Below are 26,525 nucleotides of genomic sequence, written 5' to 3'. Positions count from 1 at the left end.
CCTTACTTACTGATCGCCTTCCCTGTACCGTTTTTCTCGTTGTGTCGCTTCGGGTAGAAACGAGTCGCGGGCAGGCAGTGCCACGCGCAGGGCCGCGATCTCGGCCTGCAGCTGCTCCACGCGGAGGACCAGCTGCCCAAGCACGTCCACGACCGCCGCGCCCAGATCGCCGTCCTGAGCCAACGTCTGCCGCAAATCGCGTATGGTTCTCCCACGCACAGCGGCGACCATTCGCGAAATGTCGCGCAACGAGCCGCCCCCCAGTGAACTGCGGATTTCCCGTAGGCTTGCGGAAGGGTTCTTGGCCAGAACACCCGTAACAGAATGGGCGGTGACGTATGGGATCTTCCTGCGGATTGACGCCGTTAGCATCGCCGCGACTACCTGGAAAAACTGTGTTGCACGGATGGCTATCGGCGCTACGAGGGATTTGCCATCGTGCTGCATACTTTTCTCGGCCAAATCCACGCTGCTGCATAGTTATCTCGGCGAATGCAGCACGATTTCCCGCCGAATGCAGCAAACCTCAGTCAGGACGACAGACAGAGTTACCGCGCTAGTGCCAACCTTAACGAGCAACGACACACTTGGATCGAAAGCCCAGGATAGATGTGATCGCATATATATATTATGTCAAATATATCAACTGAATAACTGCATCAGGCTTGCAAGCATGTCGGTTCTCGCTGAATCTGTCCGATTCTCGGTAAAGCTGACCGATTCGCTAAATGTGTCCGAACCTGCCATCCCTGTCGGCATAACAACAGCAAAAACAGGCGCATAGCGAAAGCCTGGAATCTGTTTGTCGACACCAGGAACACGCTCGCCATTTCCGAAACAACCGGAACCATCGAGACGCTTCTTCCGGCGCCTGTAGTAGCGCGGTAGTAACCCTCTGAGTGCGTTGTTGGTGAAGCACCGATGCCAAGGAACTAGCAATGTCGGAGTCAGGAACAGTGTTCGTGGTGCTCAACGCAGGTTCCGGCCACGGCGACAAGAACCAGGCCGAGGCCGATATCCGCCGCGTGCTTTCGGAAGCAGGCCGCCCGTATCACGTATTTCGCGTCGAAAAGCCCGACGACTTACCGCGAGTCGCCGCAGCCGCCGTTGCGCAGGCGCAATCGTCCGACGGAATTGTCGTCGCTGCAGGTGGCGACGGTACGCTGAATGCAGTAGCACAGCAGGTATTGCCCAGCGGTCTGCGTTTCGGTGTCGTGCCGCAAGGCACCTTCAACTATTTCGGCCGCGCCCACGGTATTCCCGCCGATGCCGAGGCGGCCACGCGGGCTCTGCTAGAGGCAGTACCCCAACCGGCTCAGGTCGGGCTGGTCAACGATCGCGTTTTCCTGGTCAACGCCAGCTTCGGTCTCTATCCGAAAGTGCTCGAGGAGCGTGAAGCGTACAAGCAACAGTTCGGCCGCAATCGTTTGGTGGCTCTGTGGTCAAGCGCCATGGCATTGCTGCGTGATCATCGCCGCTGGGTCGTGCAGATCGAGCATGACGGCCAGACGCGGGTGTTGCGCACGCCGACCTTGTTCATCGGCAACAATCCGCTGCAGTTGGATCAGGTGGGGATTGCGGAGGCGGAAGACGTCCGCCACGGACAGCTCGCCGCGATCGCGTTGCGGCCAATGAGCCGTACGGCAATGTTCGGTTTGCTGCTGCGCGGTGCCGTTGGACGCCTTGGTGAAGCAGAGAATGTCGTGACGTTTCCGTTCCAGCGCATGACCGTGTCCATGCGCCTGCCGCGCGGGCGCCGCGTCAAGGTCGCGATGGATGGCGAGGTTACGCAGTTGCGGCTGCCACTGGAATTTCGCATCGCACCGCAACGGTTGCGCCTGCTGATTCCACGCCAGACGTCTGCACCGTGAGTCTGCTGGTGCACGTGTCGGACCCGCATTTCGGTACGGAACGTCCCGCCTGCGTTGCCGCCGTCCATGCGCTCATTGCGGAATGCAGGCCCGATGCCGTAGTGCTCTCGGGCGATATCACCCAGCGCGCGCGCCGCGACCAGTTCGACGCAGCCCGCGTGTTCGTCGAAACCTGGCGTCCGCTGCCGGTTCTGGTTGTACCCGGTAATCACGATATTCCGCTGTTCAATCTCGTGGCACGACTGTTTTACCCGTACGGCAATTATCGCGCCGCCTTCGGTGAAGAGCTGGAGCCGGTATTGGATGTCGGCTCCCTGCTGTTGATCGGAGTCAACACGACGCGCCCTACGCGGCACAAGAACGGTGTCGTCGGGACAGAACAGATCGCACGCGTCGCCGCAAGGCTGCGACAGGCACGACCGGATCAGCTTCGTGTTGTAGTCACGCACCAGCCAGCATGGGTGATCCTGCCGGAGGATGAAGAAAACCGTCTGCATAACGCCGATGCTGCGCTGTCGCAGTGGACTGACGCGGGCATGGATCTGATCCTCGGCGGTCATATCCACCTGCCCTATGTGCAGGCCTTGAGTGATCGCGGTGCAGAATCGAGCAGGAATGCCTGGGCCGTCCAGGCGGGCACCGCCGTGTCCACGCGCATACGTCGCGGCGCCCCGAATTCCGTCAACCTGATCCGTTACGACGCCGCTGCCCGACCACGCGCCTGCCAGGTGGAGCGCTGGGACTACGATGAGCAGCTGGCACGGTTTCAGATAGCGAAGGTCACGCCGGCGGGACTCGACCGGCACGCGCCCCACCACGCTGTATAGCAGAGCTTGTTTTGAGCCGGTGCCGAGAGGGCTGTTGCCAGATCAGCGTTGAGTACGAAAAGGATTCCGGTCCAGCGCAGCAAGGGCTGCCCACGCGGTGGCGCCAAGATGTGGCCGGCGATAGTAATAGGCGTCCGCCGATGTGCTGGTTGGGCCAATTGCCAGCCCGGTGGTGATCCTTGGCTCGCGCGTCGCAAACACATACCCGCCAGCGCTGAACTGAGTGGCTATTTCGACGAGGCAGCGACGCGCTGCAGCCTCCTGGCCGACGACGCGATACGCAAGCGCCGCCTGAGCCGTGCCTTCAAGCCATTCGCCGTCGCGATCGTCGTTGAAATCGAATCCCGCGCCGACCGCGTGTACGCGCTCGGCATAGAGAATCGCATGACGCCAGCGGCTCGGCGCGTCCGGCAGCAGTTGCGACCACCACTGCACGTCGAGTGCAGAGGTCGCGCGGTTCGGCGTGCGTCCGTCAGGCAAGGTTCCGATCAGGAAATGCCCGCTGCTGTCGTCCCATTGGCTATCGAGAAAGCGACGCGCATGTGCCGCCTGTTCGCGCCAGTCGCCCGCCGCTTTCGAATCGGCAAGCCGTCCGAACAAGGCAATGAGGTCAATGGCATGTTCGCTGGATTTCCAGCCGAGCTTTACCGGCGCGGCGTCGAAACCATCGACGCCTCCACTGAAACCACTTTCAACGCCCGGAGCACGTGTATTGACGACCACCCAGGTTGCGAGCTTAACGGCTGCATCCTGCCAGCGGGCGTCGGCGGTCGCATCGTGTAACGCCAGCATGGCAAGCGCAGTCCAGGCGACGTTGCCTGTGGCTGTGCCGGACTGGTACGCATCTTCGACCCAGCGGTTCTGCGCTGTATCCCACCAGCCATTGGCCAGCACCTTCTCGCCTATGGCTCCCGCGCGATAGGTGTTGCGCAGACGGGTGTCGTGCAGCGCTGCGCGCTCCAGTGCCGCACCAATGCGCAAGGCTTCAGCGCGATGTCCGCAGGCCAGCAATGCCATGACGGCAAGCGCATTGTCATAGGTGAACGCCGCGGTGCGCAGCGCCGGCATGTCGATCTCTCCCCTGCCCTCCGCGCCATCGTAGCTGCGCAGGAACACAGGGGCATTGCCGGGAAAGGCACTAACCCGATTTTTCATTGCCTTGCAGGCCGGCGATGCCACTTCACGCGCGATTGCGTCGAGCGGCGCGCCCGGCTTGGCCGGCGCAGCGGCTACCGCGGTCGAAACTGCACTCAGACACAGCAACGCGAGCAATGCAGTGAACCTCAAGCGGAAACCGTCGCGCTCATTGCATTGATGTTCCCGCGCCACTGACGGGCTACGGCAGGCTCTGCGCGTGGGAGTCATCCTGCCGAGCCGCTCTCGCCAGGTTTCCGCGTGAGCAACGCGCTGCCTGATCCGGCTGGTCGAAGGGTCATCCATGGTGCGCTCCGAAGTCGGGCCGGTATCACACCGTAGTCGCTGTCGAAGCACAAGCCTCAGCCGTGCAAGCAGATCAGGGTGCATCTGTTTCGTTTCGTCAGGACGCGAGCGATGCGCACATATCCGCTCGTGCCACTGGTGACACCAGGGCGGCGATACGCCGCCCCGCTCCGCCGAGTTTCCACAAAAATTCTTGTGGAAATATTTCTGGCGAACCCGAAGGTCTCGCAGACATTCGCCCGCAGACCCCATCAGCACGGTTACTGCGGTGCAAACGCCTTCGCCGCCTTCTTGCCCTTCTTTTCGTCTTTCTTTTCCTTCATTGTCTTGGCCGGCTTCTTTTTCAGCGATTTTTTCTGGTCCATGCCCTTGCTCATGTCTGCTCCTCAGTGCGTGTCGTGGTCGTCTGCTGCAGTCGCAGCAAGCCGCTCGCAGTATGCGCCAGCCGGGGCGGTATAGGGCGCGAGGACGGAATTCAGCGCCGTGTCGCCAGCACGCCGTCCAGGGCGAGCTGTGCCTTGAAGCCGGCCTTCTCCAGCCGTTTCTCCACCTCGCGCGGCACATCGCGGCCGCTGGTGAGCTTGTTCGGACTGCCGGTGTAGTGGAACAGGCGGCCTCCCCGGCGCAGCACGCGCGCCAGCTGGCCGTAGAACGCCTGCGAATACAGCTCGCCGGCAATACCGAAGCGCGGCGGATCGTGCAGCAAGGCATCCACCGAGGCATCGGCAATCTGTGCAATCGCCTGCGACACGTCGGCATGCACAAGCTGCAGCCGGCTGCCGATGGCGGGCACTGCGGGATCGGGCGACCACGGGTTAAGCGTGCGCAGCCAGAGTACGTCGGCGTTTTTCTCGAACGAATGAACGCGTGCAACACCCGCTTCGACACAACAGGCGGCGAAGTAGCCCAGGCCGCCGCAGGTATCGAGTACTACCTTGCCGTGTGGCTCGATCAGCGCCACCTTGCGACGCGCATCCTCGAAGGGCGATTCCTTGGCGGTGGGAAGCATCTTGATGCCGTCGATCTCGAACGTCGGCGCGCCCCATTCGCTGGGCACCAGCTTGATCAGCGAGGCGGAGAAGCGCGACACCGACGCAAAGCCGGTGCCGTCCCAGTAATAGATGGTGCGGTCTTTCAGGCGCTGCGGATAGGGATAGTGCTGGCCGCGCCATTGCCAGGCGTCGGTCTCCAGTACGGCGTCGCCGTGCGAGCGCTGCAAGTCCAGCGAGCCGGTCCAGCTGCCTGCCCGTGCATCGCGAGCGGCCAGGAGTGCCTCGGCCGCTGCCAGGGTAAGCAAAGGACCGGAATAGTGCGGCTCGATAGGAAATCTCCTGGGGCGCCATCAGAGACGGCGGCGAAAAGGGCAAAGAGGCATTGTCCCAGCAACCCGGCAGAAGCGATTGCTCTGTCCGGCCCGGCATCTCATTGGGCAAGCCGCTGGCATTTCGCCCCGATGCTACAGTGTGCGGCCCTGCCGCAACACGGCTCCAGCGAGCAACGCGATGACTGACCAAGCTCCCTACCCCATCGGCACGCCCGGCCAGGCCTGGGGCGACGCGGAGAAAGCCGAATGGCTGTCGCGGCAGACCCGCCAGCGCAGTTACGCGGCGGATGTACTGAGTACGATCGAACGGCTGCGCTCGCACTTCGACGTAGTGGAATATGGCCGCCTCGACTACGCACCCGACACCTTTCCGCTTTTTGCCATCAAGAGTCGCGACTGGCGCGACGACTTGCCCTGGGTGCTGGTGACCGGCGGCGTGCACGGCTACGAAACCAGCGGCGTACACGGCGCTCTGCAGTTCGTCGAGCAGCACGCGGCAGACTATGCGGGTCGGCTCAATCTGCTCGTTGCCCCCTGTATCAGTCCCTGGGCTTACGAGCGGATTCACCGCTGGAATCGCGATGCCATCGACCCCAACCGCTCGTTCCGCGACGGCAGTCCGGCAGAGGAAGCCGCGGCGCTGATGCGCCTGGTCGCGCCGATTCGCGATCGCGTGCTGGTCCATATCGATCTGCATGAAACCACGGACACGGACGAGTCCGAGTTCCGGCCGGCGAAGGCCGCCCGTGATGGCGAAGAGTCCAGCCCTGGCGAAATCCCCGATGGCTTCTACCTGGTCGGCGACAGCGAGAACCCGCAGGCCGAGTTCCAGCAGGCGATCATTGCTGCCGTAGCACGCGTCACCCATATCGCACCGGCCGATCGAAACGGCGAGATCATCGGTTCGCCTGTCGTCTCGCCGGGCGTCATCAACTACCCGGTGCGGCAGCTCGGCCTGTGTGCCGGCATCACCGCGGCGCCCTACAAGACGACGACCGAGGTCTACCCCGACAGTCCCCGGGCCACGGCCGAGCAATGCAATACCGCGCAGGCGGTGGCCGTGACTGCGGCTATTCATTTCGCGTTGGCCAACCCCCGCAGTTTCGTGCCCGCCACCTAGCTGCGCTGCCCGGCCAGCCTGCGACATGCGCCGGCGCAACTACGCGGCAGCCTGGCTGGGGCCCGGTCCACCACCTGAATTGCGCGCCATGCGCAACCCCATCTACCATCGAGCGCCATGCCCTTTTACCGCGTGCCGCCAGCAATGATTCGCCCGCAGCGCCATGCGCTGGCGGGACGGCTGGTGTTCTGGTCGCTGCTGCTGGGTTTCCTGCTGCTGGGAACCGCAGCCCAGGCACATGATCACAGTCACCGGCATGCGGCACCGGCTCGCGCGGAAGCGATGCCAAGCCCGCCTGACGATGCAACGGCGTCGGGCCAGCACACGCCGGCCGACGACGAACACGGGCATCAGCACAGCGGCGATGCGCTCAAGGATCTGCTGACGCTGGGTCATAACCACGTTGGCGGCACGTGTCCGGGCCTGCCTCCGACGCTGTGGATCCTGATCGACGCCCCGCACGTCTCGCAACCGGTCGTGCCCTGGCCCGAGCGCACTCTGGGCGACAGCCGGCCCGACACACCGTTCCGACCTCCGATCGCCTGATTCCCGGACGCTCCGGCCGCGCCTGACGCGGCCTCGTTCCTGTGCGCGTCCTGCGCACGGTCGTCTGTCGATCAGAGGATTTCCTCGTGTTCCGTTCAGGCCTTCGGTCTCGGCTTGCCGGCGATTCGCCACCGGCGTGCCAATGCACAGGTCTTCCTGCGCCGTATAGCGGTACAGCAGGGTTTTCACCAGCGCGAGCAGCAGCATGAACAGGGTGCAGTTGTGTTGCGCGGCCAGCCGTTTCAACGCCGCGGCCAGGGCCGCATCGATGACGAATTCCTGCGTCGCGCCGGCGGAACTCTGCACGGCAGGGCGCGGATAGTCCGTCGCCAGATCCAGCAGATCCGGCGCGCCGGCAAGCTGGTCGCGCCAATAGCCGAGCTGGCCCTGCAACACGCCGTCGCGCTGCAGCCACTCGCGCTGGCCAATCGCATAGTCGACGTACTGGACGGGCAACGGCGCCAATGCAGGTGCCCTGCCCGCGCGCAATGCATCGAGCATTTGGCCCAGTTCGCTGACGAGCACGCCGATGGACCAGCCGTCGCTGACGATGTGATGCAGGTTCAGCATCAGCACGTGGTCGTCGGCGGCCAGCCGGATCACCTGGCCGCGGATCAGCGGGCCGCTTGCCAGATCGAACGGCGTTGCGGCTTCGGCTTCGCACAGCGCACGTGCCCGTGCTTCCCGCGCGCCGGCCGCCTGCGCGGTCAGGTCGATGCGGCCGAGGCGGAAATCCACCGTGTCCAGCACCTGCTGGCAGGGCTGGCCCTGCTCGCTGCGGAACACCGTACGCAGGCTTTCGTGGCGCTGGACGATCAGTCCGAACGCCTGCTGCAGCTGCTCGATATCCAGCTCGCCGGCAATGCGCACGGCACCGGGAACGTTGTAGCCGCTGCCGTCGGGGTCGAGCTGATGAATGAACCAGAGCCGTTCCTGCGCATAGCTCAGCGGCAGCCGTGGCCAGGCCTGGCGGTCGACCGGCACCAGCATTCGCCGCGCACCGCCGCCCGTCGCACCGAGCCAGTCCGCGATGGCGGCAATGTCGGCACCGTCGAACAAGGTCCGCAGCGGCAGGTCCCTGCCGAACTGTTCGCGGATCCGCGCCAGCAGCTGCGTCGCGAGCAGGGAATGTCCGCCGAGGTCGAAGAAACTGTCGTGCACGCCGATGGATGCAGTGGTCAGTTTCAGCACCTGCGCCCAGATGTCCACCAGCTGCCGCTCGATCGGCGTGCGAGCAGCCACCTGCTGCCGGTTCGATTCCAGCACCACGTCCAGCCGTTCCAGAGCACGCCGGTCGACCTTGCCGGCTGGCGTATGTGGAATCATGGACAGATGCACAAAGCCCTGAGGAATCAGGTAGCCGGGCAAGGTCTGCTGCAGATAGGCGCGCAGTTCGTCCGCGGGCGGCTGGGCGCCGTCGCGGCCGCGGTAGAACGCGACCAGCTGCCGGTTCGCACCTTCGCCACGCGCGACAACGACGGCAATATCGATCTGCGCATGGGTATGCAGGCGTGCTTCGATCTCGCCGGGTTCGATGCGAAAGCCGCGCAGCTTCAGCTGCGCGTCGATGCGGCCCAGGTATTCCAGCGTACCGTCGTCGAGCCAGCGCGCCAGGTCGCCGCTGCGGTACAGGCGCGTGCCGCGCACGAAGGGATTGGCGACGAAGCGCTCGCGGGTAAGCTCGGGCTTGCCCCAGTAGCCGCGCGAGACGCCGTCGCCGGCGATGCACAACTCGCCCGCCACGCCGGGCGGCTGCGGATTGCCATAGCGATCGAGCAAGTAAATCTGGGTATTCGCGATAGGCCGCCCGATCGGCACGCTGTCGCGGCCCTGCAGCGAGGCCGCCGTCACTTCTATCGCCGTGCTGATGATGGTGGTTTCGGTCGGGCCGTAGGTGTTGTGCAGGGCGATGCGGGGAAAGCGCTCGACGAACTCGCACGCCTTGGCATAGTCGAGTTTCTCGCCGCCGACGATGACGCAGCGGATGCCGGCCAGGTCCATGCCTGCACCCAGCAGCTCATGCAGGAACGCCGTCGGCAGATTCAGCACGCTGACCTTCTGCGCAGCGATCAGTGCCTGCAGCCGCTGCAGCGACAGCAGATCTTCCTTCGGCGCCAGTACCAGTTTCGCGCCGCTGTTGAGAATGCAGAACACCTCTTCCAGGAACAGATCGAAGCTCAGGCTGGAAAACAGGATCTGCGTGTCGTCCGCGCCGATGACGTACTGCGCGCGCGCGAACACGTTGTGGTTGACCAGGCTGCGGTGTTCGACCAGTACGCCTTTGGGCAAGCCGGTGGAACCCGAGGTATAGATCAGGTACGCCGGATCGCCCGCTCCAGCCGTGTGCTGCAGTTCGGCACCGCTCGCCTTGAGCGCCGCGATGTCCTGCTCGCGCGCCATTGCGGCATCGTCCCAGCACAGCAGGCGCACGGTGGGCGGCAGGCCTGGCTGCAGTCGCGCCAAGAACTGGCGCTGGGTCAGCAGCAGGGCCGCACCGCTGTCCTGCAGCAGGTAGGCGAGGCGCTCCTGCGGATAGTCCGGATCCAGCGGCACCGCAACGGCGCCGGCGCGCAGGATGCCGAGCAGGCCGACCAGCAGCGGCGGCGAACGATCCAGGCACAGCCCTACCCTGCTGCCAGCACCTACGCCCTTTGCCTGCAGGTAGATGGCGAGATCGCGGCTGGTCGCTTCCAGCCCCGCATAGGTCAGCGTATCGCTGCCGTGTACCAGCGCGATGCGCTGCGGCTGCGCCAGCGCCTGCTGCACGAACAGATCGTGAATGCACGCCTGCTTCGGATACGCGGCATGCGTATCGTTGAACACGTGCAGCACGCGCTGCTCTTCCGTCTCCGACAGGAAGGCGAAGGTACCGATCTCGCTCAGGGGATCGGCACGGATCGACTGCAGCAGGCGGCAGTAGTGCGCCAGCAGCCGGACCACGCTGGCGCGCGCGTAGCGCTGCACACCGTACTTCAGCTGCAGCACCAGCGACGTGCCCGCATCGAATACTTCCAGGGCGAGATCGGAATCGCCTTCCTGCACGATGCTGCCGAGGTATTCGATATCGGGCCCCGGCTCGTCCGCTGCACGGGCGAATTCGGCCGGATGCAGGAAATCCTGCAGCGCGTAGGAGACCTGGAAGATGCCGTTCTCGCCGGCAACGCGATGGCGCGGACCGTCGCGCATCAGCGCGAACGGATACGTGCTGTGGTACAGCGCTTCCAGCATCGTCGCCTGCGTGTCGTGCAGGAAATCCACAAAGCGGCGCGGACCGCTGCAGCGGATACGCAACGGCACCATGTTGACGAAGTAGCCGATATCGGTGGCGTAGTGCTGCTTGCTGCGGGCCGACACCGGCATGCCGATGACGATATCGTCCTCGCCGCTGTAGCGATGCAGCAGTACCGCAAAGGCCGACAGCAGGATGGCCGAAGGCGTTGCGCCGTAGTCGCGCGCGGCCTGGCGCAGCCAGGCCGACAGATCCTGCGGCAGGGTTTCGGTCAGCGTGGAACCCTGCTCGCCGCCGCCGGCAGCCGGTAGCGGCAGCTGCGGCACCAGTTCGAAACCCGAGGGAATTCCGTCGAGCTGCCGCTGCCAGTAGCTGGCCTGCTTGGCACCGTCGGGCGAGGCCAGCAGGGCAGCTTCGGCCGCGACGAAGTCGGCATTGCCCGACGGCGCGGCAACGCCAGACAACGGCTTTCCCTGCAGCAGACAGCGGTAGTTGGCCAGCAGGGCTTTCAGCAGCAGCACGGCGGAACTGCCGTCGAAGATCAGGTGGTGCACGGTGATCAGCAGCACCGAACGCATCGCGTCCTGGCGCAACAGCGCGATGCGCACCAGCGGACCGTTCTGCAGATCGAATGGCAGGCTGGCACGCCGGCGCAGGAACGGCAGCAACTGGGCGTCGTCCGCGGGCGCGGGTTCGTGGCTATCGACACTGCTGCGGCAGCGCGGGTGTGCCAGCAGACGAGCAACGCCGTTTTCGTCGATGACGTGCGTCGTGAGTATCGGATAGCGATCGAGCACGGCGCTCCAGGCCTGCTGCAGCACCGCCAGGTCGACCGCACCGTGTAATTTAATGCAAAGGGGAATATTGTACGCACTGGAGGCGGGGTCGAGCCGCTGCAGCAGGTATAGCGCGCGTGCGCCCACTGACAGGGCAAAGCCCCGCTCGCCGTCGCCGTCGCCGCCGGCCTGGGGCGTGGGCACGGGCGCTTCCGCCTGGCGGCGCGCCTGCAGCAGCGCCACCAGCTCGGTCTTGTGCTGCGCGATCGCAGCCTTCAGCGGCGGCGTCAGCGCACCCTTGTGGGCGTAGCAGTTCAGCTGGCCGTCTTCCAGCGACAGCCGTATCCGCTGGCCAGCGAGAGCACGCAATAGTTCGATTACCGTCGCCACGCAGCTCCCCGTCTGCTGATTCGCTCGCCGCCCCCTCGGCGAGTGGCGTGCCCGCCAGGCCGCGGCCGGCAAACGCCGGCGCGGCCGCGTCAGGACACTAGCCGTGTGCCGCCATGCGCACGCCCTGCGACATCGTGCGATCGTCGACGAGCTTGCCGTCGAACAGCGATACCTGGCGCTGCGCCTGCTCGGCGGAACGCGGATCGTGCGTGACCATCACGATGGTGCTGCCCTTGCGATGCAGGGCGGCGAGCTGGTCCATCACGATCTGCGCATTCTTCGAATCGAGATTGCCGGTCGGTTCGTCGGCCAGCAGCACCTTGGGCTTGCCAACCAGCGCGCGCGCAATGGCGACGCGCTGCTGCTGGCCGCCCGACAGTTCTGCTGGATAGTGCTTCTGGCGATGACCGATCTCCACCTGCTCCAGTGCCTCGACCACCATTTCGTGACGCTGCTTGCGCGAGAGGTCGTTGCGGAAGGTCAGCGGCAGTTCGACATTCTCGAACACGCTCATGTCGCCGATCAGGTTGAAGGCCTGGAAGATGAAGCCGATTTCCTGGTTGCGCACGCGCGCCTGCTCGGCCTCGCCGAGACTCGACACTTCCGCGCCGTTGAGCAGGTACTTGCCTTCGGTGAAGGAGCTGAGCAGCCCCATCACCGACAGCAGCGTGGATTTGCCGCAGCCCGACGGGCCGCTGATCGACACGTATTCACCCGCGTCGATGGTGAGATGAATATTGTTGAGCGCCCAGGTCTCCAGGTCGTCCGTGTAGAAGATCTTCTTGACGGCCTGCAATTCGATCAGGTGTTGCTTGCTCATGACGATCTCCTGTGCACCGGCATGTCTGGGCGGTGCGTTGTGTATCACGCTGGATGGCGGCGACGGTGCCGCCAATGTGCCTGTGCCGCCGCGGCCTGGCCGCGGCGGCGTCCGATTTGCGTTACTCGTAGCGCAATGCCTCGCCCGGCTCCAGCCGCACTGCCCTGCGCGTCGGGAAATACGAGGCCGAGAAGATCACCACGAACATGACCACCAGCACGCCGACGATCACCACGGCGACGCGGTCCAGCGCGTTGGGTATTACCGACGCGAGCATGTTCGTCATCACCACGCCGAGGAAGCCGCCGATCAGCGCAATGGCGAGATAGATCGCGCCCTGGCGCACGAAGATCGCGGTGATCCGCGCGGTAGTGCTGCCGAGGGCGCGGCGAACGCCGATTTCCTGGGTGCGCTGGGCGACCGAACGGCTGATCAGTCCGAACAGACCGCTCGCCGCCAGCAGCACGGTGATGCCGACGATCACGCTGAACACCGGAATGATCGACGCGAAGCCGATATCCAGCGCGGCCAGCAGGTCGTCGAGTTTCTGCAGGTTGTGCAGCGGCAGATCGCGGTCGACCGTAAAGGCTGCTTCGCGGATCGCGGCAGCGGCGTTGGCCGTGGCCGCGGGCGCCTTGACGATGACGTGGAACGCCGCCGGCGCGGCCTGGCGCGTGGACCGGTAGATCACACCGGCATCGCCGCTGTACGGCTGCCCGGCGACGTGCGAAACGACGCCGACGATGGTCAGCCAGGGACCGTTGCCCGCTGGGTCGATCTGGATGCGCTTGCCCAGCGGATCCTGGTCGGGCCAGTAGCGCTTGGCGGTGTGCTCGTCGATCACGGCGACGTTCAGCGCGGTTGCCGAGTCGGTGCTGTCGAACAGACGGCCGGCGCGCAGGCTGATGCCGAGCACCTCGAAGTAATTGTCCGCCACGGCAGTGACCGGCAATGTCAGCGCGCCTTCGCTCGCCGCGACCTCGCGGTTCTCGATCGCCACTGCTTCCTCGATCGGACGCGTCGGCACGGCTGTCGCGAACGTCGCGCTGGAACCGGGCAGGCGCCGGCCGATGGCGCCGGACAATTCGTTCCAGTAGTTGGTGCGCGCTGCCGCGTCGGCGTACTGGCTGCCGAACACGGTAGGTTCGGTCGACACATGCACGCCAGCCGTAGCCACGCCCTTGGCCTTGCCTGCCTCGTCGCCGACTGCCACCACCAGGCTCGCGCAGATCACCAGCAGCATGCAGGAAATGATCACCTGCACGCCGACCAGGATCATCGCGCTCTTGGAACTGCCGCGGCCGGACGAAACACCCTTGCCGCCGCTGGCGATCACCTTGGCCGCATCCTGCCGCGAGATACGCCAGGCGGGAATCAGCGTGCTGGCCAGCCAGATCACCGCGGCAGCGAGAATCGCCGCGAACAGATCGACCACGCGCATCTCCGGATAGTCCGGTGGGAAACCCGAGGCCAGTACCTGCGACGGGAAATCGCGGATGCTCTGGCCCCACTGGATGCCGATCATCGCCAGCCCTATGCCGACGACCAGCCCCAGCGCAATGATGACGACCGACTCCAGCAGGCACTGGCGCAGCAGGCGTGCGCGCGAGGAGCCCAGCGCCGAGCGCAGTGCCAGCTCGCGGCTGCGTTCCAGCAGGCGCGCATAGAAGATCATGCTGATATTGACCGATCCCAGCAGCAGCACTGCGATCGCGATGAAGCCGGACACGATGATCACCGGCATGTTGGCATGGCTGTAGATGCGATAGGCCGGAAACAGGGCGACCTGCCGCGTCGCATCGAAATTGGCGCTGTAGCGCTTGTTGACCTCGTCCACGACCGGCTGCAGCTCGTTCATGACGGTGTCGGCGTCCTGGCCCGGCTCCAGCCGCACGAACGCCGACAGGACCGGCGCCGAATCCAGCGGCGCGGCCAGCGGCTGCGGCGACAGGGGAAACCAGACCTCGAAGTCCTGGAACGCGTAGAAGCCTTTCGGCATCACTGCCACGACCTGCATCGGCTGCGCGTCGATGCGCACCTGCTTGCCGACGATGGACGCGTCCGCAGCGAAGTATTTCTGCCAGGCCTCGTGGCTCAGGATGACGACCGGGGCCGAACCGTTCTGCCCGTCGGTGGCAGTGAACAGCCGGCCCAGCTGGGGCTGCACCGCCATGGCCGTGAACAGGCCAGGGCTGATCAGCGCGGCGCGCAGGGTATTGCTCTCCTCGCCCTCGCTGAGCACCGCCTCGCGTCCGGCGAATGCGCCGATATGGTTGACTGCGCGGCGCCGGTTGAGCAGTTCCTGGTAGGTATACGAATCCAGGCGCGGACGCGCGCGCTCGGTCGCCTTCGGCGAGATCTGTACGCTGAGCCAGTTGCCCGAGTCGCTGAACGGCAGCGGCCTGAATGCGATCGCATAGTCCATCACGAAGACGAACAGCGCCAGGCCGACGCTGAGGGCGACCACCAGCGCGGACAGCAGCGAATGCGTCATCGTCTTGCGCAACAGGCGCAGAGCGTATCTCAGGTCGAACCACAGGTTCGTCAGCATTGACTAGCTCACTTTTGGATTGAATTGAAAAAAGTCAGGAAAATTCAAAAACAGCTGCGTTGCTGCGCAAGCGGCCCTGCCGGCACCGTTGCGCACGGACTGCCGCTCAGTTGAGCAGGATTCGTTCCTTGCTCTGCCACTCGCCCGTTTCGGAGGTGATGATGCGATCGCCTGCTTCCAGACCGGCCAGCACCTGCAGGAAATCGAGCGAAACCTTGCCGGCCTGGATCGGCACGCGCGTCGCATAGGCGCCGCCGGACTCCAGCTTGTATACGGCGATCGCCGCGTTGGATTTCACATAGGCGGGCCGGCCTACGTACAAGGTATCGGGCAGCTGGCTCAGATACACCACGCCCTCCACCGGCAGCTGCGGCCGCGCACCGGCGGGAATGCCGCCCTTCAGGTCGACATCGACGATCACGGTGCCGTCGGTGACGGCCGGGTCGACACGCGTCACCGTACCGTCGACCGTGCCATTGCGCGTATCGACGACGACGTTCTGGCCAATCTGCACCTCGGTCGCCTCGCGCGCCGGCACACGCAGTTCCGCATACAGCTGGTCGGGCTGGGCGATGCGGCCTATCGGCGCGCCGGGCTGCAGCTGCTGGCCGACATCGACCGAGATCTCCTGCACGACGCCGTCGATGCCCGCGACGATGCGCAGATTGCCGACCTGGTCGCGGGCGCGGTCCAGCGCCTTGGCCAGCTCGTCGACACGCGACTGCTTGACGTCGAGCTGCACCTTGACGTTGTCGCGTATCGCCTTGAAGCGGTTCTGCTCAAGCGCGAACTGCTCGGTGGTCTGGGCCACGGTGAGCTTGCTGTTGTCGTAGTCGATCTCCGACACGATACCGCGGCCGAACAGCTTCGTTTCCGCCGTCAGGCGGCCCTGCGCCCGCTGCATGGCGAACTTGGCCTGGGTCAGCACGGCCTCCTGGTTCAGCAGGTTGGCGCGCTGTTCCGCCTCGGCGGCCTTGGCTTCGTTGACGGCACCTTCCCAGGCAGACTTGGCCTCGTCCGCGCTGGCAACCAGCTGGGGATTGCCCAGTTCGACCAGCACGTCGCCGGTCTTGACGACATCGCCCGGCTTGACCAGCGCCTTGGCGACGCGGCCGGTCACCTGCGAGGCGATGTACTCGACATTGCGCGGCAGGAGCTGGCCGTTCGCATGCACCTTCACTTCGAGGGTGCCGCGCTTGACCGTGTCGATGGTGACCTTGCGGCGTTCCACGCGCTGGGTGCTGAAGTCGATTCGCGCCAGCGTGATGCCGCCGCCCAGCAGTGCGCAGACGGCAACGGCCACGATGACGGCACGCTTGCTGAGGAAGCTTTTTGATTTGGGGCGGGCGTAGTCCATGCGCTGCTGAGAGCAATCCTTGTGCCAATGGATACTTGTCCGGAAAACAGCGACTTATAAAGTTACTTGCGACACCCGTCCCGATAGCGGGACGGGCCAGTCCTGAAACTGAGGCAGCTGCTGTCACCCAGGCAAAAAAGGAACGGCGCGCGACACCTCGATCGGCGCAGCCGGCGCGCGGCAATCGACGGCGGCGCGCCGGTGCTTGCGCTCAGAGCGCGGGTGTCGCGGCGGCGCCGGCCGGTACCAGTACCTGGGCCAGCGCCTGCACCGCTGTACCCCGCAGCAGCGAATAATGATCGGCGTCGAGATCGTGTACGTGTACGGCGTGCCCGAGCACGGCGTTCCAGCCATAGTCGTGCGGCAATGCCGCCGCGCTGGCCTGCACCTGGGTGGCACGGAACAGCAGCACGTCGATCTGCCGCGGCAAGGCACGCGGCTGGTAGGCCTGATAGCAGCGCCGGCTGGCCTGGAATACGCGGTACAGCGTCTCGTATTGCGCGCGGTCCAGCGCGATGCCGTGCTCGCCGAGGACGGCGATCAGCTGCTCCACAGGCATCGCCCGCAGCTCGGCCGCGCTGACGGCAAACGCCCTGCCCGACTGCTCGGCCATTTCCCCGCAGAGCTGGCGCATATCCTCGAACTCGTCCGCTGCGCGCTGGGCGTACAGCACGGCCGGCGTGGCCGCGTCGAGCAGGGCCAGGTAGTCCACCGTCTCGCCCTGCTCCAGCAGCTGCCGCGCCATCTCATAGGCGACGACGCCGCCGTAGGAATGACCGGCCAGGCGATACGGCCCGCGTGGCTGCAGCGCACGAATCGCGGCGATGTTCGCCGCCGCCGTGGTTTCCACGCTGTCCGGCGGCGCCGCCGTGCCGTCGAGCCCGATCGCCTGCACGGCATGGAACGGTTGCTCCGGGCCGAGCGCGCGGCTCAGTTCGCGCAGGCTCAGCACGTTGCCGCCGACGCCGGGCAGCGCAAATAGCGGCGTGCTGTCGCCGCCGGCCTGTATTGTCACGACGAGGTCCGCGGGCGCGGCCGGTGCGGCTTCCTTGCGCAGGCTCTCGACCAGTTCGGCGAGCTGGCCGATGGTCACCTGGTCGAACAGTGCACGCACGGGCAGCTCCACGCCGAGCTGCGCACGGATGCGGTACAGCAGCTGGGTGGCGAGCAGCGAATTGCCGCCAAGCTCGAAGAAATTGTCGTTGACGCCGATCTGCGCCTGTTCCAGCACGAACCCTTTTTCCTTGAACACATGCGCCCAGATCTCGGCCAGTGCACGTTCGGTGTCGCTGCGCGGCGCGATGTATTCCTGGCTCGATTCCAGGCCGACGTCGATACGTTCCAGCGCGCGCCGGTCGGCCTTGCCATTGGACGTCACCGGAATCGACGCGACGCTGACGAAGGCCGCGGGAATCATGTATTCGGGCAAGGTTTCCAACAGGTGGGCGCGCAGATCCTTGTGCGCCAGCTTGACCATGTCGTCGCGGGTCGAGTCGTGGGTGCGGTAGAACGCGATCAGCTGCTTGTAGCCGTCCGGTCCACGCGCGATCACCACGCTTTCGCTGATCGCCGCATGCCGGTTCAGGTGCGACTCGATCTCGCCGGTCTCGATGCGCACGCCGCCGATCTTGACCTGCGCGTCGATGCGGCCGAGATACTGGATATTGCCGTCGTCCAGCCAGCGCGCGAGATCGCCCGTCTTGTACATGCGCGTGCCGGGATCGAACGGATTGGCGATGAAGCGTTCCTGCGTCAGCTCTGCGCGGTTCAGATAGCCGCGCGCGAGGTTCACGCCGGCGATATGCAGCTCGCCAGGCACGCCGACGGGCTGCTGATTGTTCGCCTCGTCGACGATATGGATCTGCGTGTTGTCGATCGGCGCGCCGATCGGCACGAACGGATAGGCGATGCGCGTGCAGTCGTAGAAGGTGACGTCGATCGCCGCCTCGGTGGGGCCGTACAGATTGTGCAAGGCGGCATTCGGGAATACCGCGCGATAGCGGTCGACCGAGGTGCGGTCCAGCGCTTCGCCGCTGCAGAAGATCAGCCGCACGCCGGGGCACTGGCCCTTGGCGTTGTCGAGGAACGCGTGCAGCATCGACGGCACGTAGTGCAGGGTCGTGACGCCGCTGCGGTTGATCAGCCCTTCCAGGTACTGCACGTCGGAATGGCCGTTCGGCACGGCGAATACCAGCGATGCACCGGTCATCGGCGGCCAGAAGAATTCCCAGACCGACACGTCGAAGCAATACGGAGTTTTCTGTACGACGACGTCGGCGCTGCCCAGGCCGTAGCTGTTCTGCATCCAGTGGATGCGGTTGACCAGGGCGCGATGCTCGACCAGCACGCCCTTGGGCTTGCCGGTTGAGCCCGAGGTATAGATCACGTAGGCGACATTGTCCGGCTGCACCTCGCGGCGCAGCTGTTCGCCGCCCTGCAGGCGCGCAGCGGCATCGCTGCGCAGGGCCGGCCATTGCTGGTCCAGCGTGACGACGCTGATACCCGCACCGGCCAGCGCGGCCAGGCGATCGCGGAACTTCGCCTCGGTCAGTATCACGCGTGTGGCCGAGTCTTCCAGCATGTAGCCGACGCGGTCGTCCGGATACTCCGGATCAATCGGCATATAGGCGCCGCCGGCACGCACGATGCCCATGATGCCGATCATCATGTCGACCGAGCGCTCCACGCACAGCGCGACGATCGCATCGGGGCCTATGCCCAGCGACTGCAGATGCAGCGCCAGCAAGCCGGTCTCCTGCTCCAGTTCGGCATAGCTCAGGCGGCGCTCGCGACAGGACGTTGCCGGCCGGTCGGGACCGGCAGCAACCTGGTCGAGAAAGAAATCGTGGATGCAGCGATCCTGCGGAAACGGCGCATCGGTGGCGTTCCAGCCGCGCACCAGTTCGCGGTCTTCGACGGTCGCGATCGGATAGTGACCGAGCAGGCGCTGCGGATCCTTGCCGATTTCCTCCAGCAGCACGCGGAAGTGTGCCAGCAGCGCGCGGATGGTCTCGTTCGGGTACAGCTCGGGATTGCTCTGCAGATGAATGCGGAACGCGTCGCCGTCGTTGAATACCTCGAAGGCGAGATCGAAGTCGCCTTCCGCCTCCTGGCGGAAACCGTTCACCGGCGCCAGGCCGAACTCGTCGCGCAGGCCGCGGAATTCGCCATCGTCCAGATTGGCGAATTCCTGGTAGGCGTAATACACCTTGAATTCGGTATTTCCCTCGACCTTCTGCCGATTCATCATCAGCGGGAACGGATAGGCGGAATGGAACACCGCATCCAGCATCGTCATCTGCGTCTTGCGCAGGAAATCCGGTAGCGTCAGCGGTTTTTCGAACTGCGCGCGGATCGGCACGATATTGAAGAAATAGCCGATCTCGTCGGCAAACTGCGCGTCGGGCCGCACGATGACCGGCATCACCACGACGATATCTTTCTGGTTCGAATATTTGTACAGCAGCAGCTGGAATACGGCCAGGAACAGCGCCGAAGGCTGCAGGGAATGTGTCCTGGCGAAATCGCGCAGCCACTGGCTGGTCGGCTCCGGCAGCACATCGACGATGATTTCCGCCTTGTAGCCCGGCGGCAGCGGCTGCGGCGCGTCGGGCAGCAGCTTGAAGCCCGGCAGTTCGCCGCGCAGCTGCTCTTTCCAGAAATCCGAATGCTGCGCGCCTTCGGCCGAGGCCAGCATCTGCGCTTCCCAGTCCACGAACGGCGCGAAGCCCGATGCGTCACGCGCCGGCGGCGGCGCGATTCCCCCGGCAACATCGCGGTAGGCAGCAAACAGCGCGCGCAGCAGGATACCGGTGGAGAAACCATCGAAGATGATGTGATGGATCAGGATGAACAGGCCGGTCTGTCCGCCGGCCCAGGTGAACAGGGTTATGCGCGACAACGGGCCCTGCTGCAGATCGAACGGTTCCAGCACCTTGGCCTGGAAATGCGCGACCAGTTCGGCATCGGTCTGCAGCGGTAGTGTTTCGTGCCGGATGGCGGAGCGGCAGCGCTCGTCCAGCTGATGCGACAGCGTGCCTTCGTGTTCGACGAAGCGCGTCTTGAGCAGCGGGAAGCGGTCGATGACGCGGTCCCAGGCCTGGGCCAGAAGGCCTGCGTCGATCGCGGCACCGATCTTGATGCAGATGGGAACGGCGTGACTGCGCTGGGGATTGAGCTGCTGCAGGATGTAATGCGAATTCTCGCCCACCGACAAAGGAAACTCGCCGACACCGCGCGCGGCGGACTGCTTGCCGTCGCCGTTTCGCAGGATGTCCATGATCGCCGGCTTGAACCGGGCAATGCCGTTCGTCAGTTCGGTAGTCAATGAACCTTTCGGCGCATAGCAGCTCAACTTGCCGTCTTCGACGGCGAGCTTGATGTCCTTGCTCGCCAGCTCGCTTAGCAACTCCCAGACCTGTTCCACATTGCCCTCCAGTGAACTACTGAATGCCTCGGACGACGATCGCGGCACGCGCCGGATCAGCTCATCGGGCGGTTCCTCGCAAAAAAAAGCCGGCAAACGCACGCCGCGGCCATGCCGAAAAAAGCGCTGGTGCGTCAGCTGAAACCCTGCCGATGCGGCGCGGCAGGCCGACGCAGCACGGTGCGGCATGTGTCATCGAACGCGACGAAGCGAGGTGTGGATGCGCAATCGGACGACGCGGTACAGCAGCGGCGAGCCAACGCACGCTGCGCTGCGGGCAGCCGTCAAAGTCCAACGCGGCACGTCCACTGCGGCATGCAGGCGCGGCGATGCAGGCCCGCCCCGACCCTGCCGCCCGTGGGCGCAGCTGTCGGATGCGGATTCGATCTCTATGCACCCGCAGCGCCCTCGTGTTCAAAAAAAATGCCCGGCCCATCGCGGGAACGCGCACGTTGCAATTCTGCTACGACGCCAACTGTGAAAACCTCGAAGCAAACACTATGCCACAAGTAAACTGCGGACAAAACAGCCGTTTGATTCAGAGGCAGGACTGTCTCGTCCCAAAAGCGGGACGGGCCAGTCCTGAAAATGGAAAAGCATGCCTATGCCGCCGATGAAAAGTAACGCCTTCCCGCTAGACGCGCGTGGACCAACCTGCACGAAATCGCATTTGCTTCGAATATACAACTTGCTTTTGGCATAAGACACTGGCAAGCGCCCGTTGCAGAGGTCACAATCGCCACTCCCATGGCCGGGCCATCGACGCTGTATGTCGCGGCTCGCTGTCCATGCGATGACCTCGGCCCACGTCGTTCCGCTAACCCGCGAATAGGAAACCGCTTCGTGAAGATACTTTTCCTGAATATTTGGGCCGATTGGCCGTCCAATCGCCTGTACCTCAATAACGAGGAACACGAAATCTGGTACGTCTGCAATCCCAGCGGCCTGAAGTACGTGAAGAACTATCTCGCCGCGGACGAGATCGCCGGCCTGACCTTGCCGACCAGCGAAGATCCCCGCGAGCTGATGCAGCTGCTGCAGGGCGTCTACCAGCAATTCCCGTTCGAGCGCGTCGTCGCTGTCGACGAGCGCACCGTGCTGCCGGCTGCCTATATCCGCCAGGCCTTCAATATTCCGGGCCCGCGTCCTGCCGAAGTCGACGCATTCCGCAGCAAGCGCACCATGAAGGAATGGCTGGCACCGCGCGGCGTGCGCGTGATCCGCGACCTCGACCAGGCAGAGCTGGAAGCCGGTCCGTTCATTCCCTGCGTGATCAAATGCCCCGACGGTACCGCCTCCGGCGGTGTCTACCTCTGCCATACCCGCGCCGAGTACGAAGCGCACCGGCACGAACTCGCCGATGGCGCCATGCTCGAGGAATTCGTCGAAGGCGAGATCTTCCATGTCGACGGCGCCTATAACTCAGAAGGCGTAGTGTCGATTCCCCACGCGTATATCAATACCTGTTTCGATCACTACGTGCTCGGCCTGCCGGTCGGTTCGGTCGGCGTCGACGATCCGGTACTCAAGCAGCGCCTGGTCGCGTTCACCCACGACATCATCGCCGCCCTGCCGCTGCGCGAAGGTGTCTATCACCTGGAAATCATTCGCACGCCGAAGGACGAACTGGTGTTCCTCGAAATCGGCGGCCGCGTCGGCGGCGGCGAGGTGTATCGCAATTTCACCGACGTCTATAACTTCGATCTGCTGGAATTCCATATCGCCTCGCAGCTCGGCCAGTCGCCGAAGCTGCGCAAGGTGCGCGAAAACACGGTCGGCGGCTGGCTCATGATCAACAGCGTCGAGCACGTACCGGGCATTTTCACCGGCATCCGCTACGAGCCGCTCAGCGACGACAACTGCGCCTATTCGTTGTGGCATCCGCGGCTCGGCCACAAGTACGAGCAGCGCGAACGCATGTCGCTGAAATATTCGTTCCGCGGCGATACCTCGGCCCAGGTGCGCGCCAGCGTGATCGAGATGATGGAAAAGGTCAGTCTCGATTCGGTGCCGCAATCCGAGCCAGCCGTGGTTCCGGCCGCGGCGGTCGAAGAAGTGGCCTGACAGGCCCGCACAGTAAAAAGCCGCGCCAGCCGATGTCGGTTGGCGCGGCCCTGGTTTTCCTGCCTTGCTGCAATAGCGCTTGCTGTCTGCGGGTTCTGCCGGATCAGCCCGCGTTCGGCTCTTCGATATAGGCAAGCCTGACCGACGGGTCGCCGTACTTTTCCTTGAACTTGTCGCTGACGACAAAGTTGCCGATGTTGCGCAGCGCGATATACGCCGTCTTTTCGTGGATGGTGCTGTATACGAAGTAGGGAATCATGCCGCCTTCGTACATGTCGACGATGTATTCCACGTCGATCTCGCCGTTCGCCGCCGGCTTGAAGGTCCACAGGTTGTTCATGTGCGGCACGCGGATGCAGCAGTCGTTCGGCGGAATGCGATCCGGATCGCCAAGGTAGTGAACCTTGACGGCCTTGGTCGCGGCATCCTGCGACACGTCGACCTTGACCACGAACTGGCGCTTGTTGAACGGCTTGTAGTTGTACACGAAGGACATGTACTGGACCTGCGGGCTGACGTTGTCGAGCACGACATAGTCCGTGCAGCCGACATCGTCGCAGGTGGTCGGGTCTTGCATGAAACGCGTGATGCTGGTCAGCGACGAGCGGAAGCGGGTCGTGCCCTTGTATTTCACGATCGTCGTGCCGGCCGGCTTCTGCCAGAACACCTTGACGCCGTCCTTTTCCGGCAGCGCGTGCCATTCGTCGGAGCCGGTATACTTGTAACCCAGATGCGCAACTACGGCCGCGGCGACGAGAACCAGCAGGCTGCGCAGCAGGAATCGTTTGATACGCCCTTTTTTACGCGCCGGTGCCGGACCGGTAGACGAAACGCCTTCCATTGTATTTCCCCGAAATTAGTCTGTAGTCGAGCCGCCAGTTCTGGTGCAACCGGCACGCGACGGCGTGCGCGCCGGTCATGTTGTGCTGTCGCGCCGGTCAGGCCGGTGCAATCTCGTCGATATCGAAGTAGCCGTTGTAGCCTTTTACATACACGGCCGGGCGGTGGCCGAACAGCACAAGCGCTTCAGTCCGCGTTTCCAGGGTCGCATCGTTCATCAGGCTTGAGCGCACCTTGGTGCCGACCGCATGACGCTGGTTCCAGGCGGCGACTTTCTGCTCCGCGGTCGATCCGCCAGCGACGGCAGATACCGTGGCTACGGCCGCGGTTGCGGCCGGTGCCGCTTTCGGTGCGGCAGTTTCCTGTGCCTTGGATGCGTTCTTGGCCAGATAGTCGCGAATCGACTTGACCAGGCGCGTCAGCACGTCGCCGTGGCCGGCTTCGTCGAACTGCATGGGATCGTCGGCGCTGCCCAGGCCAAGCAGATACTGCACGCTATCGGACCATTTCACCGGACTGGCGATCTGGCGCGCCAGGGTCTCGACCACGGCATCGCTTTCGTACGGCAGCGCGGTGACATTGGAAATCACCGGAATCTTCGGTGCGGCCAGCTCGAAGGTCTGCAGGAAGGCACGGAATTCCTGCTGGGCTTCGCTGAGAAAACGCGTGTGGAACGCGCCGCTGGTATTGAGCGGGAAAAACAGCACGCGGCCTTTCTGCAGCAGCGGCTGCGCAGCGGTGACTTCGTCCTTGAGGCCGGAGATCACGATCTGAGTCGGCGTGTTGAAATTTGCCAGCTCGACATTCGTCAGGCCATTTTCTTTCAGCACCGCCTCGATCTGATCCGGCGTGGAATTCAGCACTGCGGCCATGCCGCCGCCGGAAACCTGGCTCATGAGCTGGCCGCGCTTCTGCACCAGCTTCAGGCCGGTCTCGAAACTGAAGACCTCCGCCGCCAGCAGGGCATTGAACTCGCCCAGGCTGTGGCCGGCCAGATAGTCCGGCTTCGCATCCGTGTCTTTCAGGCGCTTGTAGTACGAAAGCGCGTTGACGACGAACAGCGCCGGCTGGGTGAAGCGCGTGTTGTCCAGTTCCTTGCGCGGATCTTCCAGGCAAAGCTGCTTGATCGAATAGCCGAGTATTGCATCGGCCTGCGCGGTCAGTTCGGGAAACTCGTCGAACAGCGCGCCGCCCATGCCGCGTACCTGCGAGCCCTGGCCCGGAAACATGCACGTCTTCATGCCCTACTCCTTCACCTGCACTGCCCGGCATCGATGGATACCGGTGACTGAAATCGATACGGAAATGGTGTTCTCGGCCGATCGTGCCCGCCACGCGAAACCGCGGCGGAACACGCGGCTCAGGCCTGCGCGCCGACGCTTTTGCTGTGCAGCAGCGCGGCCAGCTCGCCGATGTTCTCGGCGCGGATGGTCTCGGCCAGCGGAATATCCAGCTCCATCACTTCCAGCGTCATCATCACGATCTCGGAGCGGTCGATCGAGTTCGCGCCGAGTGCGCGCAGCGAGTCGGTCCACTGGAAGTCGTGCTGTTCCAGGCGCGGAATGACTTCGCCGGCATGCTTGGTGATCAATGCAAAAATCTCTTCTTTGTTCACGATGATTCCTCTGTCGATGATGCGGGGCGAGACCTGGACAGGTACCGCCGGGCGGATGAAATGCCGGTTCAGCTGACCCAGTCGTATTCCCGGTGGAATTCCTTGATCTCTTTGAGGAACAGCGTCGGCTTGCCATGGGCGGTGCGGGCCTGGGGAATGAATTCCGCGTCCAGCACTACGTTGCGCGTACCGAACTTGACCGTGTTGTTGGTCACCAGCAGTTCGTCGTATTCCTCCATCGTCAGCTCGTAGCGCCGGTCGAGGTGCTGCTTGATGTTCTGGGCGCGCAGTCGCGACTGCCCTTCCTGCCCGGCGACGCCGCTAAAGAATTCGGAGCAGCAGCCCGAGCCGTAGGAGAAGCAGCCGATGCGCTGCGACGTGCCGAAATCGCCGTGGTCGATCGCGCTGGCAATCGCCATCAGCGTGCTGGCACCCATGATGTTGCCGACGCGCTGGCAGTAGTTGAGGCTGGGCTGTACGCGCCGGTCGAAATCGGCTTCGATCTCGGCCGGCCGCGCCTTGGCGATCTTGCGCATGATGTTGCGGTGCGCGCCCTTGACCATGCCGCCGAACGGCGTGTGCATGGCGAGGTAGCCGAAGGTGGCGGAAAGATCCGCGCCCTCGACGCGTTTCTGGTATTCGAGGAAAGCCTTCTCGCAGCAGTCCAGGTACGACAGCAGCGACAGGTCGGCATCGCCGGCTTCCTTGTCCGGCGCGGGCCGGCAGGTGTCCATGACTTCGTAGCCGTAGTAGCCGCTGGCGCCGACATCGACCTGGAATACGTGGGGAATCTCGCTGATCAGCGCGGCGACTGCGCCAGCGCCGCTGCTGGGTTCGAAGAACGACCAGTCTTCGGTCAGTCCTTCGCCGCCCTCTTCCACCATGAAACGCGAGATATCGGTCGCGATCAGCAATACCTTGGCACCCGGCGACACACCCGAGAGGATGAAGTTGATCGCCGTCTGCAGGCCGGCGATACCGGAATAGCAGGCGTTTTTCAGCTCGAACAGGCGGCAGTTGCGGTTCAGGCCCAGCAGGCTGTGGAAATACGTGCTCATCGACTTGCCGAAATCGAAGGCCGACTCGGTACAGGTGATGACCACCTCGATGCGGTCCTTCTCCTCCGGGCTCAGCGCGTCGATCAGCGGCTTGGCCGCATTCACGCCGAAGGTGATCGGATCTTCGTACGGCAGCGCGACTGTCTTTTCCTTCATCAGCAGATTGGAAAAGCGCGTCATGTCCAGGCCGCGATGCATCGCCAGCTTCTCGACGTCGACACTGGCCGTGCCGGCGAACACATTCATTGACTCTATTCCTACTGCTCGCATG

General features: G+C 64.2%; 16 protein-coding genes. 4 read left to right on the top strand and 12 right to left on the bottom strand.

Going from position 1 to position 26,525, the window contains the following annotated elements; translation table 11 throughout:
* Window positions 1-6: 6 nt before the first annotated feature.
* On the bottom strand, window positions 7-447 hold the full coding sequence (locus DFR29_RS24795; protein WP_133821340.1) for a hypothetical protein: 441 nt from the start codon (window positions 445-447) through the stop codon (window positions 7-9).
* A gap of 491 nt (window positions 448-938) precedes the next feature.
* Between DFR29_RS24795 and DFR29_RS24790 the strand changes: the two genes are divergently transcribed.
* Window positions 939-1,871, top strand: a complete 933-nt coding sequence (locus DFR29_RS24790) for a diacylglycerol/lipid kinase family protein (protein ID WP_133821339.1) — start codon at window positions 939-941, stop codon at window positions 1,869-1,871.
* On the top strand, window positions 1,868-2,698 hold the full coding sequence (locus DFR29_RS24785) for a metallophosphoesterase family protein (protein ID WP_133821338.1): 831 nt from the start codon (window positions 1,868-1,870) through the stop codon (window positions 2,696-2,698). Before DFR29_RS24790 ends, DFR29_RS24785 begins: the two co-directional genes overlap by 4 nt.
* A 42-nt stretch (window positions 2,699-2,740) precedes the next feature.
* On the opposite strand, the gene DFR29_RS24780 is transcribed toward DFR29_RS24785, so the two are convergent.
* Complete coding sequence (locus tag DFR29_RS24780; RefSeq protein WP_243746172.1) at window positions 2,741-4,138, bottom strand: hypothetical protein; 1,398 nt, start codon at window positions 4,136-4,138, stop codon at window positions 2,741-2,743.
* 475 nt (window positions 4,139-4,613) lie between these two features.
* A complete protein-coding gene (locus tag DFR29_RS24770; protein ID WP_133821336.1) occupies window positions 4,614-5,459 on the bottom strand; it encodes a class I SAM-dependent methyltransferase in 846 nt (281 codons plus the stop codon).
* A gap of 181 nt (window positions 5,460-5,640) precedes the next feature.
* Here DFR29_RS24770 and DFR29_RS24765 point away from each other — a divergent pair, with 181 nt between their 5' ends.
* The gene (locus DFR29_RS24765; protein ID WP_133821335.1) at window positions 5,641-6,582 is read left to right on the top strand and encodes a M14 family metallopeptidase; all 942 of its coding nucleotides are present in this window, start codon (window positions 5,641-5,643) and stop codon (window positions 6,580-6,582) included.
* Between the two features lie 102 nt (window positions 6,583-6,684).
* On the opposite strand, the gene DFR29_RS24760 is transcribed toward DFR29_RS24765, so the two are convergent.
* The 5 genes from DFR29_RS24760 to DFR29_RS24740 form a co-directional block, all read right to left on the bottom strand.
* On the bottom strand, window positions 6,685-11,523 hold the full coding sequence (locus DFR29_RS24760) for a non-ribosomal peptide synthetase (protein WP_133821334.1): 4,839 nt from the start codon (window positions 11,521-11,523) through the stop codon (window positions 6,685-6,687).
* Window positions 11,524-11,620: 97 nt separating this feature from the next.
* Window positions 11,621-12,343 (bottom strand): ABC transporter ATP-binding protein, encoded by a 723-nt coding sequence (locus tag DFR29_RS24755; RefSeq protein WP_133821333.1) that lies wholly within the window; start codon window positions 12,341-12,343, stop codon window positions 11,621-11,623.
* 121 nt (window positions 12,344-12,464) lie between these two features.
* Window positions 12,465-14,894, bottom strand: a complete 2,430-nt coding sequence (locus tag DFR29_RS24750) for an ABC transporter permease (protein WP_133821332.1) — start codon at window positions 14,892-14,894, stop codon at window positions 12,465-12,467.
* A gap of 106 nt (window positions 14,895-15,000) precedes the next feature.
* Window positions 15,001-16,251 carry an efflux RND transporter periplasmic adaptor subunit gene (locus tag DFR29_RS24745; RefSeq protein ID WP_133821331.1) on the bottom strand — a complete coding sequence of 417 codons (1,251 nt, stop codon included), beginning with the start codon at window positions 16,249-16,251 and terminating at the stop codon, window positions 15,001-15,003.
* A gap of 211 nt (window positions 16,252-16,462) precedes the next feature.
* A complete protein-coding gene (locus DFR29_RS24740) occupies window positions 16,463-20,677 on the bottom strand; it encodes a non-ribosomal peptide synthetase (RefSeq protein WP_166654320.1) in 4,215 nt (1,404 codons plus the stop codon).
* Between the two features lie 843 nt (window positions 20,678-21,520).
* Between DFR29_RS24740 and DFR29_RS24735 the strand changes: the two genes are divergently transcribed.
* Entirely contained in the window at window positions 21,521-22,741 is a 1,221-nt protein-coding gene (locus DFR29_RS24735) for an ATP-grasp domain-containing protein (protein WP_166654319.1), read from the top strand.
* Window positions 22,742-22,844: 103 nt separating this feature from the next.
* On the opposite strand, the gene DFR29_RS24730 is transcribed toward DFR29_RS24735, so the two are convergent.
* The 4 genes from DFR29_RS24730 to DFR29_RS24715 all read right to left on the bottom strand — a co-directional run bounded on the left by DFR29_RS24730 (window position 22,845) and on the right by DFR29_RS24715 (window position 26,524).
* The gene (locus tag DFR29_RS24730) at window positions 22,845-23,582 is read right to left on the bottom strand and encodes an SRPBCC family protein (RefSeq protein WP_133821328.1); all 738 of its coding nucleotides are present in this window, start codon (window positions 23,580-23,582) and stop codon (window positions 22,845-22,847) included.
* Between the two features lie 97 nt (window positions 23,583-23,679).
* Window positions 23,680-24,822, bottom strand: a complete 1,143-nt coding sequence (fabD, locus tag DFR29_RS24725; protein ID WP_133821327.1) for an ACP S-malonyltransferase — start codon at window positions 24,820-24,822, stop codon at window positions 23,680-23,682.
* Between the two features lie 119 nt (window positions 24,823-24,941).
* On the bottom strand, window positions 24,942-25,196 hold the full coding sequence (locus tag DFR29_RS24720) for an acyl carrier protein (protein ID WP_133821326.1): 255 nt from the start codon (window positions 25,194-25,196) through the stop codon (window positions 24,942-24,944).
* Between the two features lie 68 nt (window positions 25,197-25,264).
* Entirely contained in the window at window positions 25,265-26,524 is a 1,260-nt protein-coding gene (locus DFR29_RS24715) for a hydroxymethylglutaryl-CoA synthase family protein (RefSeq protein ID WP_133821325.1), read from the bottom strand.
* Window position 26,525: the final 1 nt, after the last annotated feature.

The organism is Tahibacter aquaticus (genome assembly GCF_004363655.1).
GTDB classification, from domain to species: domain Bacteria; phylum Pseudomonadota; class Gammaproteobacteria; order Xanthomonadales; family Rhodanobacteraceae; genus Tahibacter; species Tahibacter aquaticus.
The sequence above is the reverse complement of the archived record's forward strand: the minus strand, read 5'-3'. Positions and strand labels throughout refer to the sequence as shown.